12 protein-coding genes are annotated in these 14264 nt (G+C 70.3%); 10 read left to right on the forward strand and 2 right to left on the reverse strand.

The features are described 5' to 3' along the window. Positions 1–239: 239 nt before the first annotated feature. Positions 240–905: an epimerase gene (locus ACFWI4_RS16870; protein ID WP_387196446.1), complete on the forward strand. Its 666-nt coding sequence runs from the start codon at positions 240–242 to the stop codon at positions 903–905. 59 nt (positions 906–964) lie between these two features. On the opposite strand, the gene ACFWI4_RS16875 is transcribed toward ACFWI4_RS16870, so the two are convergent. After that, on the reverse strand, positions 965–1882 hold the full coding sequence (locus tag ACFWI4_RS16875; protein ID WP_387196449.1) for an SDR family NAD(P)-dependent oxidoreductase: 918 nt from the start codon (positions 1880–1882) through the stop codon (positions 965–967). A gap of 58 nt (positions 1883–1940) precedes the next feature. On the opposite strand from ACFWI4_RS16875, the gene ACFWI4_RS16880 reads away from it, so the two are divergent. The 4 genes from ACFWI4_RS16880 (at position 1941) to ACFWI4_RS16895 (ending at position 5794) form a co-directional block, all read left to right on the forward strand. Beyond that, positions 1941–2621, forward strand: a complete 681-nt coding sequence (locus ACFWI4_RS16880) for a TetR family transcriptional regulator (RefSeq protein WP_387196452.1) — start codon at positions 1941–1943, stop codon at positions 2619–2621. 302 nt (positions 2622–2923) lie between these two features. Continuing rightward, positions 2924–3286 (forward strand): bifunctional 3-phenylpropionate/cinnamic acid dioxygenase ferredoxin subunit, encoded by a 363-nt coding sequence (locus ACFWI4_RS16885; protein WP_387196455.1) that lies wholly within the window; start codon positions 2924–2926, stop codon positions 3284–3286. Continuing rightward, positions 3283–4536 carry an NAD(P)/FAD-dependent oxidoreductase gene (locus ACFWI4_RS16890; protein ID WP_387196458.1) on the forward strand — a complete coding sequence of 418 codons (1254 nt, stop codon included), beginning with the start codon at positions 3283–3285 and terminating at the stop codon, positions 4534–4536. The genes ACFWI4_RS16885 and ACFWI4_RS16890 overlap by 4 nt, the downstream gene beginning before the upstream one ends. A gap of 127 nt (positions 4537–4663) precedes the next feature. Next, complete coding sequence (locus ACFWI4_RS16895) at positions 4664–5794, forward strand: aromatic ring-hydroxylating dioxygenase subunit alpha (RefSeq protein WP_387196461.1); 1131 nt, start codon at positions 4664–4666, stop codon at positions 5792–5794. A gap of 8 nt (positions 5795–5802) precedes the next feature. On the opposite strand, the gene ACFWI4_RS16900 is transcribed toward ACFWI4_RS16895, so the two are convergent. Then, entirely contained in the window at positions 5803–6549 is a 747-nt protein-coding gene (locus ACFWI4_RS16900) for an IclR family transcriptional regulator (protein WP_387196525.1), read from the reverse strand. Positions 6550–6751: 202 nt separating this feature from the next. Between ACFWI4_RS16900 and betA the strand changes: the two genes are divergently transcribed. The 5 genes from betA to ACFWI4_RS16925 all read left to right on the forward strand — a co-directional run bounded on the left by betA (position 6752) and on the right by ACFWI4_RS16925 (position 14178). Then, positions 6752–8419, forward strand: a complete 1668-nt coding sequence (gene betA, locus ACFWI4_RS16905) for a choline dehydrogenase (protein ID WP_387196464.1) — start codon at positions 6752–6754, stop codon at positions 8417–8419. 189 nt (positions 8420–8608) lie between these two features. Then, positions 8609–10078: an aldehyde dehydrogenase family protein gene (locus ACFWI4_RS16910; protein ID WP_387196467.1), complete on the forward strand. Its 1470-nt coding sequence runs from the start codon at positions 8609–8611 to the stop codon at positions 10076–10078. 20 nt (positions 10079–10098) lie between these two features. After that, a complete protein-coding gene (locus ACFWI4_RS16915) occupies positions 10099–11187 on the forward strand; it encodes a glycine betaine/L-proline ABC transporter ATP-binding protein (RefSeq protein ID WP_387196470.1) in 1089 nt (362 codons plus the stop codon). After that, positions 11187–13196 carry an ABC transporter permease gene (locus tag ACFWI4_RS16920; RefSeq protein ID WP_387196473.1) on the forward strand — a complete coding sequence of 670 codons (2010 nt, stop codon included), beginning with the start codon at positions 11187–11189 and terminating at the stop codon, positions 13194–13196. Before ACFWI4_RS16915 ends, ACFWI4_RS16920 begins: the two co-directional genes overlap by 1 nt. Positions 13197–13209: 13 nt before the next feature. Beyond that, entirely contained in the window at positions 13210–14178 is a 969-nt protein-coding gene (locus ACFWI4_RS16925; protein WP_387196476.1) for an ABC transporter substrate-binding protein, read from the forward strand. The last annotated feature ends 86 nt before the right edge of the window (positions 14179–14264 follow it).

Genomic DNA, 14264 nt, shown 5'->3' on the forward strand with positions numbered 1-14264 from the left:
GAATCCGGGTCCGTGGACGGCATCCCCTGTCGAAGGTGCCCTCGACGGTCGGCCGCTCCCGTGCCCGCGCCCGCCGACGTCATGGCGCGGCCCGGCCCCCTGGCCGGTGCGAGAGATCAAGCGGTTGCTTGACTCCGTTGTCGGTCGGCCGTCTACTGATCGCGGACCGACGTGCCCGTCACGGCGGCCGTGTTCGCTGTCGCGCCGGCCCGCGCGAATCAGCCAAGAGAGGCCATGCGGTGAAGGTGATCCTTTTCGGGGCGTCCGGCATGGTGGGTCAGGGCGTGCTGCGCGCCTGCCTGGAGGACCCGGAGGTGACCGAGGTGCTCGCTGTCGTTCGCCGCCCGCTCGGCCGCTCCGCCCCCAAGCTCCGGGAACTGCTCCACCCGGACTTCACCGACCTCACCCCGATCGCCGGAGAACTGGCCGGGGCCGACGCGTGCTTCTACTGCCTGGGCGTCTCCGCGGCCGGGCGCGACGCCGCCGAGTACGAGACGATCACCTACACGTACACGCTCGAGGCCGCCCGCGTCGTCGCCGCAGGCAACCCCGGCCTGACATTCGTCTACGTCTCCGGAGAAGGCACCGACAGCTCCGAGCAGGGCCGCTCGGCCTGGGCCCGGGTGAAGGGCCGCACGGAGAACGCCCTTCTGGCCATGGACATGCACGCGTACGCCTTCAGGCCCGGATGGATCCAGCCCGTCCACGGCGAGACGTCGGGCACGCGCTGGTACCGGGTGATGTACCGCCTCACCTCATGGCTGTACCCGGTCGTCCGGCGCGTGGCCCCGCGGTACGTGACGAGCACCGAACAGGTGGGCCGCGCCATGCTCGCCACCACCCGCCTGAAGGGCGCCGGGCCCCACGTCCTGCGGTCCGCCGACATCAACCGGCTCGCCGTCTGACGGGACCGGGGAACTGGAGGCCGCCCCTATGGCCGGACGGCCCTGAAGCCCTCCGCCCACTAGGCGCTCGCGTCCTCCGGGAAATCCACCGGGTAGGCCTCCGCGAAGTCCGCGGACCGCCCGACCGGGCTCCACTTCTCGTCCTGCGCCAGGAGTCGCCGGTCCTGGGCCATGGAACCCTCCGACGCCGTCACGCCGAGCGCGAGGTTGGTCGGGATGTCGCGGCGCTTCGCCATCCGTACGAGGATCTCCGCGGCGCGCACCGGGTCGCCGGCGGGGCCCTCGGCGCTCTGCCGGATGCGCCGGTTGATCGCGCCGACGGTGTCCTCGTAGCCCTCGGGCACCTCGTGCACGGTCATCGAGGGGCCGGCCCAGTCGGTGCGGAACCCGCTGGGCTCGACGACCAGGACGCGGACGCCGAACGGCGCGGTCTCCACGCGCAGCACCCGGCTGAAGCCGTCGATCGCGAACTTCGCCGCCTGGTACGAGGCGATGCCCGGGGAGCCGCCGACGCGGCCGCCCATGGACGAGAACTGGACGACCAGCCCGCCGCCCTGCTCGCGCAGCAGGGGGATCGCGGCCTTGGTGACGTTGTAGACGCCCCAGAAGTTCGTCTCGAACTGGGCCCGGAAGTCGTCGTCGTCCGTGGTCTCGATGGGGGAGACGTTGGCGTAGCCGGCGTTGTTGACGAGCACGTCGATCCGCCCGAAGCGCTTCCTGGCCTCCTCCAGGGCCACCTTCGCGGCCACGGGGTCGGTCACGTCGAGCGCGATCGGGGCGATCCGGTCACCGAACTCGGCTGCCAGGTCGTCGAGTTGTTCGGGCCGGCGGGCGGTCGCCGCGACGGTGTCGCCCGCCTCCAGGGCGGCTCGGACGAGGGCGCGGCCGAAGCCGCGGGAGGAGCCGGTGACGAACCAGGTCTGCTGGGTGTTCTCGGTCGTGTCGTCGGTCGTGTTTTCGGTCAGGTTCTCGCTCATGGAGTTAGTGAAACACTGTTTCGTTAATAGTGCAACGTGGTTGCGTTACGATGGGGTCGTGGACACCACCGACTTCCGGCGCGCCCGGTCCCCGCAGGCCAAGCAGCAGCGGGAGGCCGCCATCCTGGACGCCGCGCGGGCCCTGGGCGCCGAGCGCGGCATCCGGCAGGTCACGCTGACCGACATCGCGGCGGCCGTGGGTATGCACAAGTCCGCGCTGCTGCGCTACTTCGAGACGCGCGAGGAGATCTACCTGCGGCTGACCGCGGCCGGCTGGCAGGAGTGGGTGCCGGTCCTGTGCGCGGAGATCGGCCGGGGCGCCGACGGCGACCCGGCGGACGTGGCCGCGGCCTTCGCCCGTACCCTCGCGGCCCGCGGGATGTTCTGCGACCTGCTCGCCCAGGCGCCGATGAACCTCGAACGGAACGTCTCGGTCGAGGCGGTGCTCGAGTTCAAGCTGGTGACCCTGACCGGGGTCGCCGCGGTCGTCGCCGCGGTCCGCGAGCGGCTGCCGGAGCTGACCGAGGCCGACGGGGTGGACCTGATCGCCGCCGCGACGTCGATGGCCGGCACGTTCTGGAACATCGCGACGCCGGGACCCGAGGTCGCGGCGCTGTACCGCGACGATCCGCGGCTTGCCCACGCGATCGTGGACGTGGAGCCACGGCTGGCACGCATTCTGACCGCCATGCTGGAGGGGGTCGTCGCGCGCCGCCGGGGCGAAGTGCCGCGCCGCTGACCCCGCCACCCCGCACCGACCCTGCTCCCGCGGCGTTCCCGTCGACGCCCCTGCACCTCCAGGGAGTGGAACGGGCGCGGCTCCTGACGGCCACTCGCGCCCCATGACGGCCCGTTCCCGGCCCGTGTCGGTCGTGAGTCGAGGGCGTCGAGTCGTCGATTTTCCCTCGGAATCGGGTCTCGTGGTGCGCACCGTGACGGACCCTTCGGAGTGCCCTGTGGATGCCTTGACAAGGGTTCAGGGCGACCCCAAACTGACGTTGCGCTTACCGCAATCCGTTTCGCTATACGCACCGAGGTGTCATGATGATTCCCGCGTGCCGTCTCGCGGATCTGCCGCGAGGCGAAGCCCACCGGCTCGACATCGATCCGCCGGTCTCGGTCTTCCACACCGAGGACGGCGAGCTGTTCGCCATCGACGACACCTGCACCCACCAGGACGCCTCGCTCGCGGACGGCTGGGTGGAGGGCTGCGAGGTGGAATGCCCGCTGCACGCCTCGAAGTTCGACCTGCGGACCGGCGCGGTCGACTCCCCGCCGGCCAAGCGCCCGGTCCGGACGCACGACGTCGTCGTCGAGGACGGTGTGATCCACGTCCGGTTGTCCGCGGACGCCCCCAACTCGCCGCCCTGCGTCACAGCCCGGCTCGCCGGCGGGTCCGGGTGAGGACCGTCGCCGTGGTCGGTGCCTCCCTGGCCGGTCTGTCGGCGGCGCGTTCGCTGCGGGAACAGGGCTTTGACGGGCGGCTGATCCTCATCGGTGACGAACTCCACCGCCCGTACGACAGGCCCCCGTTGTCCAAGGAGTTCCTGGCCGGCACCCTCGCCGAGGCCGATCTCTCGCTGGAGGCGGACGGCGAGGATCTGCGGGCGGAGTGGATGCTCGGCGCTCGTGCCACCGGACTCGACCGCACCGACGACACGGGGCGCGCCGACCGCTCCGGACACGGCGTCCGGGACCGCACCGGACACGCCGTCCGGCTCGCCGACGGGCAGGTGGTCCGCGCCGACGGCGTCGTCATAGCGACCGGCGCCGTGGCGCGTACGCTGCCCGGATCCGAGGGCCTGGCCGGGGTGTATACCCTGCGCACCCTGGACGACGCCCGCGCCCTGCGGGACGAACTGGCCGGAGGCGGACGGCTGGTGGTGATCGGCGCCGGCTTCGTCGGAGCCGAGGTCGCCTCCACCGCGTACGCCCTCGGGCTGGACGTGACGGTCGTGGAGGCGGCCCCGACACCGCTGGCCGGACCGCTCGGCGCGGCGATGGGCGGCATCGTCTCCGCCCTACACGCGGACCACGGCGTAAGGCTGTTGTGCGGTGTGGGGGTCAAGGGGCTGAGCGGGGACGGGCGAAGCGGGACGGGGGACCCCGCGGACGGAGTCCGGGGGAGGGTGGACGCCGTCCTGCTGGAGGACGGCCGCGCCGTCCCCGCCGACATCGTCGTCGTCGGTGTGGGCGCCCGCCCGTGCGTCGAGTGGCTGGAAGGATCGGGCGTCGAACTGGACGACGGCGTCAAGTGCGGTGCCGACGGCCGCACCAGCCTGGCCGGCGTGGTCGCGGTCGGCGACTGCGCCAACTGGTACGACGCCCGCGCGGGCGCCCACCACCGCGTCGAACACTGGACCGGAGCGCGCGAGCGTCCCGCTGTCGCGGTCGCGACCCTGCTGGCGGGCGGTGCGGTGGAACAGGGTGTGCCCCGGCCGCCGTACTTCTGGTCCGACCAGTACGGAGTGAGGATCCAGTTCGCCGGTCACGCGGCGGCCGCCGACAGCGTGACCGTCGAGGCGGGCGTGGCGGACGACCGCGACGTCCTGGCCGTCTACCGGCGAGCCGGGCTTCCGGTCGCCGTGCTCGGCATGAACCAGCCGCGACTGTTCACCCGTTGGCGCAGGCAGCTCGCGGCCGCGAGCACCTGACGCACCCCTGTGCCTTCCCCGCGGCGGCCGCGCATCGCACGCGGGTGTCGCCGCCCGCACCACACTGCCCGGGTGATTCCTCCCGGCCCGTGAACGCCCCTCCACGACGTTTCCCGAGGAGTGCACCGTGATCCCGACCCGCCTGCCGGACAGTCTGATCGCCACCCTCCCCGGCTCCTCCTACTCGGATCCGGCAGTCTTCGCCCGGGAACAGGAGCGCATCTTCGAGACGATGTGGTTCTGCGCCGTGCGATCCTCGGAGCTGGCGACACCCGGTGCTTTCAGGACCGTCGAGGTGGGCCGCGAGAGCATCCTGATCACACGGGCGCGGGACGGCTCCGTACGCGCCTTCTTCAACGTCTGCCGGCACCGCGGCGCAAGGCTCCGCACCGAGGAGGCCGGAGTGGTCAGGCGTGCCTTCCAATGCCCGTACCACGCCTGGACCTACGACCTGAACGGCAAGCTCGTCGCGGCCCCCAACCTCACGAAGATGCCCGACGTCGACCGCACGGAGTTCGGTCTGGTCGCGGTGGCCACCCGCGAATGGCTCGGCTACGTCTGGGTCTGCCCGGCGGAGAACCCGCCCCCCTTCGAGGACGACGTCATCGGCGCGGTCGTCGGCCGGCTCGGCGACGTGGAGTCGATCGAGCACTACGACGTCGGCAACCTCACGGTCGGCAAGCGGATCGTCTACGACGTCGGGGCGAACTGGAAGCTCATCGTCGAGAACTTCATGGAGTGCTACCACTGCGCCACGATCCACCCCGAACTCACCGAGGTGCTCCCCGAGTTCGCCGACGGCTACGCGGCCCAGTACTACGTGGGCCACGGTGCCGAGTTCGGTGAGGAGATCCGGGGCTTCACCGTCGACGGCTCCGAGGGCGTGGACCGCATACCCGGCGTGTCCGACGACCAGGACCGCCGCTACTACGCGATCACCGTCAAACCGCAGGTCTTCATCAACCTCGTCCCCGATCACGTGATCTTCCACCGGATGTACCCGGTGGCCGCCGACCGCACCATCGTCGAGTGCGACTGGCTGTACCTCCCGCACGTCGTGGAGAGCGGCGAGGACGTCAGCCGGTCCGTGGAGCTCTTCGACCGGGTCAACCGCCAGGACTTCGAGGCCTGCGAGCGCACGCAGCCAGGGATGAGCTCCCGGATGTACGCCAGGGGCGGGGTCCTGGTGCCCAGCGAACACCACATCGGCGCGTTCCACGACTGGGTGAACGAGCGCCTCGGCACTCCCCGGCCGTAGCGGGCCGGTCAGCCCAGGTGACCCATCCGGTGGCTGATCTCCTCCGCGCCCTTGACCAGTACCGGAGCGAGTTCGTGCAGGCGCTCCTCGGTGAACCGGTACGCGGGTCCTGAGGCGCTGAGTGCCGCGATGACGTCGCCGTTGCGGTCGCGCACCGGCGCGGCCATGGCGTGGAGCCCGACTTCCAGCTCCTCCAGGGTCCAGGCGTAGCCGCGCTCCCGGGCCTCGGCGAGGTTCTTCTCCAGCTTCGTCCTCGAGGTCAGGGTGTGCGGGGTCACCTTCTTCAGGCCGGCCTCGGCCAGCAGTGCGGTCCGCTCCTCCGCGGGGAGATACGCCAGCAGGGCCTTGCCGCTGGAGGTGGCGTGCAGCGGGGTCAGCTGGCCGACCCAGTTGTGCGCGGCGACGGCCCCCGGGCCCCGTACCTGATAGAGGTTGATCGCGTAGTGCTCCTGCATCACGGCGACGTTGACGGTCTCGCCGATCTCCTCGGCGAGCCGCTCGCAGACCTGGCGGCTCTGCTGCGTGATGTCGATGCGCCCCGTGACCGCGCCGGCCAGACGCACGATGCCGAAGCCGAGGCGGTACTTGCCGCGCTCGCCAGCCTGTTCCACCAGGCCGCGCGCCTCCAGGGCGCCGAGCAGCCGGAACGCGGTCGATTTGTGAACATCGATCTCGGCGGCCACTTCGCTGACACCGGCCTCGCCGCGCTGGGCCAGGATCTCCAGCACGCTGATGGCACGGTCGACGGACTGCACGCCGCCGGACTGCGAACCTGTCGTTTCGATCTCTGGACCGTAGTTGCTCACAGCGAAACTATACGCGTAGTAAACAACAGCGGCGCAAGAAACGACTCGGAAACACGGGCCCCGCAAGTTGCGTTGTTCGCAACCTGGTGCGCCTGACGCGCCCCGTAATAGCATGCCCCGCGTATCTGTGGCGCGAGCGAGACGAGGCTCCATGGCTCCCCTGCACTACGACTTCGTCATCGTCGGCGGTGGATCCGCCGGCAGCGCACTGGCCAACCGGCTCTCCGCCGACCCGGCCAACCGGGTGCTGGTTCTGGAGGCGGGCAGGCCCGACTATCCGTGGGACCTCTTCATCCACATGCCCGCGGCGTTGACGTATCCGATCGGCAACCGGTTCTACGACTGGAAGTACGCGTCGGAACCCGAGCCGCACATGGGCGGCCGGCGCATCTACCACGCGCGCGGCAAGGTGCTGGGCGGTTCCAGCAGCATCAACGGCATGATCTTCCAGCGCGGCAACCCGATGGACTACGAGCGCTGGGCGGCCGGGGCCGGCATGGAGTCCTGGGACTACGCGCACTGTCTGCCGTACTTCAAGCGGATGGAGAACTGTCTCGCGGCCGAACCCGACGACGAGTTCCGCGGCCACGACGGTCCTCTCGTCCTGGAGCGCGGCCCCGCCACGAACCCCCTGTTCGGTGCCTTCCTCAAGGCCACCCAGGAGGCCGGCCACGCCCCCACCGACGACGTCAACGGCTACCGGCAGGAAGGCTTCGCGCACTTCGACCGCAACGTCAGCCGCGGCCGCCGGCTGTCGGCCGCCAAGGCGTACCTCAAGCCCGTGAGGAAGCGGCCCAACCTCACCGTCACCACCCGTGCCCTGGTCACCCGCGTCCTCTTCGAGGGCAGGAAGGCCGTCGGCGTCGAGTACCTGCGGCGCGGCAAGGCCCGGCGGGTGCGGGCCCGCGAGGTCATCCTCTGCGGCGGCGCGATCAACTCCCCGCAGCTGCTCCAGCTCTCGGGCGTCGGCAACGCCGAGGAGCTGAGCGCGCTCGGGATCGACGTCGTCCACCACCTTCCGGGCGTCGGCGAGAACATGCAGGACCACCTGGAGGTGTACATCCAGTACGCCTGCAGCCAACCCGTCTCCGTACAGCCGTACATGGCGAAGTGGCGCGCGCCCTTCATCGCCCTGCAGTGGCTCTTCCGCAAGGGCCCCGCCGCGACCAACCACTTCGAGGCCGGCGGCTTCGTCCGCAGCAACGAAGACGTGGACTACCCCAACCTGATGTTCCACTTCCTGCCCGTCGCGGTCCGCTACGACGGCTCCTCGCCGGCCGGCGGCCACGGCTACCAGGTGCACGTCGGCCCCATGTACTCCGACGCCATCGGCTCGGTGAAGATCAAGAGCAAGGACCCGCGGGAACACCCGGCGCTGCGCTTCAACTACCTGTCCACCGAACAGGACCGCCGCGAGTGGGTCGAGTCGGTGCGGGTCGCCCGAGAGCTCCTCGCCCAGCCCGCCCTGGCCCCGTACAACGGCGGTGAGATCTCACCGGGACCGTCCGTGGCGAGCGAGGAGGAGATCCTCGCCTGGGTCGCCAAGGAGGGCGAGACGGCCCTGCACCCTTCCTGCACCTGCAAGATGGGCACCGACGCCATGTCCGTCGTCGATCCCACCAGCATGCGGGTGCACGGCCTGGAGGGGCTGCGCGTCGTGGACGCGTCGGTCATGCCCCATGTCACCAACGGCAACATCTACGCGCCGGTGATGATGATCGCGGAGAAGGCGGCCGACCTCATCCTCGGCAAGGAGCCGCTTCCCCCCTCCAAGGCCGCCTACTACCGCCACCGCGACGCCCGGAAGCAGGCCGGGTAGCCGGTGGACCACCTCGCCGTCCAGGCCATGGGGGACAAGCCCGCGCAGGCCACATGCGGCGTGGGCGACCCCTGTTTCGATCCGCGTCCGTCAACCCCTTGACGTAGGTCTCCGGCGTTCGCCATGGTGTTCCACCACGAGCAATTGAGTGCACGATGCGCAACTCGTAACGGCTGAAGGGCTTGACGAGTGGCAGACCTGTACGTGGCCGGTGAATGGCGTGACGCCGTGGCCGGTGGCCGCCGGGAGATCCGCTGTCCCGCCGACGGCGCGCTCGTCGCGACCGTGTCCGAGGCGACGCGTGCGGACACCGAGGCGGCGATCGCGGCGGCACGCCTGGCCTTCGACTCGGGCCCCTGGCCGCACACCCCCGAAAGGGAGCGCGGCGCGCTGCTGCTGCGCACCGCCGGGCTCGTCGAGCGCGACGCCAAGGAGTTCGCCCGAGCCGAGTCGCTGGACACCGGCAAACGCCTGGTGGAGAGCGAGTACGACATCGCCGACGCCGTCTCGTGCCTCCGCTACTACGGCGGGATCGCCGGCACGGACGCCGGCCGGGTGATCGACACCGGCCGTGATGACGCCGTCAGCCGTGTCGTGCATGAACCGGTCGGCGTGTGCGGGCTCATCACCCCCTGGAACTACCCCCTGTTACAAGCCAGTTGGAAGGTCGCCCCGGCGCTCCTCGCGGGCAACACGATCGTCCTCAAGCCCAGTGAGCTCACCCCCTCTACCTCGATCCTGCTGATGCGGGCACTGGAGGAGGCCGGGCTCCCGGCCGGCGCCGCCAATCTCGTCCTGGGCACGGGCCCCGAGGCGGGCGCACCGCTGTGCGAGCACCCGGCCGTCGACATGGTCTCCTTCACCGGCGGCCTGGAGACCGGCAAGCGCGTCATGGCCGCCGCGGCCGCGACCGTGAAGAAGGTCGCGCTGGAGCTAGGCGGCAAGAACCCCAACGTGGTGTTCGCCGACGCCGACTTCGAGACGGCCGTCGACTTCGCCCTCACGGCCGTCTTCCTGCACTCGGGCCAGGTCTGCTCGGCCGGTGCCCGGCTGATCGTCGAGGACGCGATCCACGACGCCCTGGTCGACGAGGTCGTCCGTCGCGCCCGGCGCATCCGGCTGGGCGGGCCCTTCGACCCCGGGGCCGAGACCGGCGCGCTGATCTCCGCGCGGCACCGGGAGAAGGTCGAGGCGTACGTCGCGGCGGGCCTCGCGGAGGGCGCCGTACTGCGCTGCGGCGGGGAACGGCCCGGCGATCCCGCTCTCCAGGACGGCTACTACTACCCGCCGACGGTCCTCGACGCGTGCACCCAGGACATGCGGGTGGTGCACGAGGAGTCCTTCGGACCCGTACTGACCGTCGAGCGCTTCACCGACGAGGACGACGCCGTACGCATCGCCAACGACACCGAGTACGGACTGGCCGGAGCCGTCTGGACCCAGGACGCCGGGAAGGCCCAGCGGGTCGCCCGGCGACTGCGCCACGGCACGGTGTGGATCAACGACTACCACCCCTACGTGCCGCAGGCGGAATGGGGCGGCCTCGGGCACTCGGGCGTGGGCAGGGAGCTGGGACCGACCGGTCTCGGCGAGTACCGGGAGTCCAAGCACATCTGGCAGAACATCCAACCCCGGCCGCAGCACTGGTTCCGCGGCTGAACGCCGAAGAGAGGCCGATCGTGACCCCAGCACAGGCCGAGGCACCGCAGCGGCGCGGCACGCCCCAGGACTCGGCCCCCACCCCGGTCATCTCCGTGCGCAAGCTGTGGAAGGTGTTCGGGCCGAAGGCGGACCGGGTGCCGGACTCCGAGGAGCTGTGCGGGCTCACCCGGCGCGAGCTGATGGACCGCACCGGATGCACCGCCGCCGTACGCGATGTGAGCTTCGACGTCTCGCCCGGCGAGGTCTTCGTGGTCATGGGCCTGTCCGGCTCCGGGAAGTCCACCTTGGTGCGCTGTCTGACCCGGCTGATCGAACCCACCGCGGGGGAGGTCGTCTTCGAGGGCCAGGACATCCGCGAGGCCGACGACAAGCGCCTGCGCGAACTGCGCCGCCGCAAATTCTCCATGGTCTTCCAGCACTTCGGGCTGCTGCCGCACCGAAGGGTCGTCGACAACGTGTCGTTCGGCCTGGAGATCCGCGGCATGGCCAAGGCCGAACGCACCAGGCGGGCCCTGGAGGTCGTCGAACTGGTCGGCCTCTCCGGCTACGAGAACTCCTACCCCGACCAGCTCTCCGGCGGTATGCAGCAGCGCGTCGGTCTCGCCCGGGCGCTGGCCGGCGACCCCGACGTCCTCTTCTTCGACGAACCGTTCTCGGCTCTGGACCCGATGATCCGCCGGGACATGCAGAACGAGGTCATCCGGCTGCACCACGAGGTCGGCAAGACGATGGTGTTCATCACCCACGACCTCTCCGAGGCCCTCAAGCTGGGTGACCGCATCCTGATCATGCGCGACGGCAGGACGGTCCAGTGCGGCACCGGTGACGAGCTGGTCGGCGCCCCCGCCGACGACTACGTACGGGAGTTCGTCAAGGACGTGCCGCGCGGCGACGTCCTCACCCTGCGCTGGATCATGCGCGCGCGGGAGGACGGCGACGAACTCGACGGCCCCGAGCTTGGCCCCGACGTCGTGGTGAAGGACGCCACCCGGGCGGTGCTCACGGCCGACAAGCCCGTCAAGGTCGTCGAGGACGGCAAGCTGCTCGGCATCGTCGGCGACGAGGAGATGCTCGCGGTGCTCGCCGGGCGCGAAGGCGGCGCGTGATGACCGTGGCCGTCGAGAAATCCCGCAGACCCGGGGAACCGGAGGCCGTGGAGCCGGCCGCGCCCGCCGAGGGCGCGCGCAGGGTGAGCCGGCCCGTGGTGACCGGCGCGATCCTGGCCCTCTGGCTGGTGCTGTTCGTCGTCCTGCGCGGACAGCAGACCCTGCCGCTGGCGACGGCGGATCTGACAGGACTGCACCGGTGGATCAACGACGTCAACGACTCCATCGGCGCCCATCGCAACTCCAACCCGCTCTTCCTGTACTTCTTCAACGAGATCCGGCTGGTCATCGACTACCTGGTGACCTTCCTCCAGCACCTGATCTCCCAGCCGTCAGGGGCCCGGCCCGTTCCGCAGATCGGCTGGCTCGGTGTCGTCGGCATCGCCGGGTACGTCTCCTGGGCCGTGGGGAACTGGCGGGTCGCGCTGCTGGCCGTGGCGGGCTTCACCTTCTTCGGGCTGCAGGGCTTGTGGCAGGAGAGCATGGACACCCTCGCCCTGACGCTGTCCGCGGTGTTCGTGGCCCTGTTGTTCGCGATCCCGCTCGGGGTGTGGGCCGGGCTGTCGGACCGGTTCAACCGGATCATGACGCCCTTCCTGGACTTCATGCAGACGATGCCGACCTTCGTCTACCTGGCACCGCTGACCCTGTTCTTCCTCATCGGCGGAGCGTCCGCCACCATCGCCACCGTCATCTACGCGGCCCCGCCGACGATCCGCATCACCGCGCACGCCATCCGCAACGTGTCGCGGACGACCGTCGAGGCGGCCGAATCCCTGGGCGCCACCCGCCGTCAGTCCCTGCTCAAGGTCCTGCTGCCGATGTCCAGACGGACCGTGGTGATGGGGGTCAACCAGACCATCATGGCCGCCCTGGCCATGGTGACCGTCGCTGCCCTGATCAACGCGCCGGGTCTGGGCGTGAACGTCCTCCAGGCACTCCAGTCGCTCGACGTCGGCACGGCCTTCAACGCGGGTCTGGCCATCGTGGTCATGGCGATCGTCCTGGACCGGGTCACGACCGCGGCCAGTGCCCGCGCGGAGAGCGCGCGGCGTCCGGTGAACCGCTCCGTGAAGTGGCGGCGGCCACTGCTCGGCGCGGGCGCCGTGGTCACGGCGGTCCTGATCGATCTCTCGCACACCTATGTGTGGGCGGCGGACTTCCCCGGCGACGGCACGGTCGGCCACCACATCGCCGGTGCGGCGGACACCGCGGCCAACTGGGCGCAGGACCATCTGTCGGGTGTGACCAACGCGTTCCGCGACGCCGTCACCAACGGCCTGCTCAATCCGTTCCAGTCGCTGCTCACCGACTCCCCGTGGTGGCTCGTCGGCGCGGTACTGGTCGCGCTGGGCGTGGTGTTCGGCGGCTGGAGGACCGGGGCCACCACGGCCGTGTGCGTGGGCCTGCTGGTCGGTACGGGGGTGTGGTCGGACGCCATGACGACGCTGGCCTCCACGCTCGTCGCCACGGTGCTGGTGATGGTGCTCGGCATCGTCCTCGGCGTGTGGATGGGGCGCAGTGCGCTCGTGGACCGGCTGATCCGGCCCACTCTGGACGCGGCCCAGGTCATGCCGCCGTTCGTCTATCTCGTGCCGTTCCTCGCGTTGTTCGGTGCCACCCGGTTCACGGCCATCGTGGCCGCGGTCGTCTACGGTGCGCCGGTCGCCATGAAGATCATCGCCGACGGGATCCGGGCCGTGCCCGGGACCACCGTGGAGGCGGCCACCTCGGCCGGGTGCAACACCTGGCAGATCATCACCAGGGTTCAACTGCCGATGTCCCGCGGTGCCCTGACGCTCGCGACCAACCAGGGCCTGATCTATGTGCTGTCGATGGTCGTCGTGGGCGGCCTGGTGGGAGCGGGAGCCCTCGGCTACGACGTCGTGGCCGGCTTCTCGCAGGGCGAGCTGTACGGCAAGGGGCTGGCGGCGGGATCGGCCATCGTACTGCTCGGAGTCATGTTCGACCGGATCACTCAGGCGGCGGCGCGGCGCGTCGGCGCTTAAGGAGCAGGACACCATGGCAAGACACTGGCGAGCCGGCGCGGCCGGCCTGGCGGTCCTCGGCCTCACCCTCACCGCGTGCGGCGGGGCGAAGGTCGGCGACTCCTCCTCGGGCAAGGGCAGCACGGGCAGTTCGGGCAAGTGCGGGACGTTCAACCTCGCGGTCAACCCCTGGGTGGGCTACGAGGCCGACGCGGCGGTCGTCGCGTACGTCGCCGAGCACGAGCTCGGCTGCAAGGTGAACAAGAAGAACCTGAAGGAGGAGATCGCCTGGCAGGGCTTCGGCACCGGCGAGGTCGACGCCGTCCTGGAGAACTGGGGCCACGACGACCTGAAGAAGAAGTACATCACCCAGCAGAAGACCGCCGTCGAGGCCGGCCAGACCGGCAACAAGGGGATCATCGGCTGGTACGTGCCGCCATGGCTGGCCAAGGCGCACCCCGACATCCTCGACCACAAGAACCTGAACAAGTACGCGTCCAGGTTCAAGACGTCCGAGTCGGGCGGCAAGGGGCAGCTCCTCGACGGCGACCCCTCGTACGTCACGAACGACGCGGCCCTGGTGAAGAACCTGAAGCTGGACTTCAAGGTGGTGTACGCGGGCAGCGAGACCGCGCTCATCCAGGCCTTCCGGGACGCCGAGAAGAACAAGAAGTGGGTCATCGGCTACTTCTACGAGCCGCAGTGGTTCCTGTCCGAGACACCACTGAAGAAGGTCTCCCTGCCGACGTACACGACCGGCTGTGACGCCGTCGCGGAGAAGGTCGCCTGCGACTATCCCGTCTACGACCTGGACAAGATCGTCAGCTCGAAGTTCGCCGGCTCGGGCAGCCCCGCCTACGACCTGGTGAAGAAGTTCAACTGGACGAACGAGGACCAGAACACGGTCGCCAAGTACATCGCCCAGGACAAGCTGTCCGACGACGCGGCGGCGAAGAAGTGGGTCGACGCCAACAAGGACAAGGTGGACGCCTGGCTGAAGTAGACCGGGGCCACGAGCCGGTCGGAGATGCCCGGCGGGCGGTGCGTGCACAGGCGCGCCGCCCGCCGGGCATCGGCGTTTCCGGGCTG

Source organism: Streptomyces sp. NPDC127038 (assembly GCF_042725875.1).
Classification (GTDB): Bacteria; Actinomycetota; Actinomycetes; order Streptomycetales; family Streptomycetaceae; genus Streptomyces.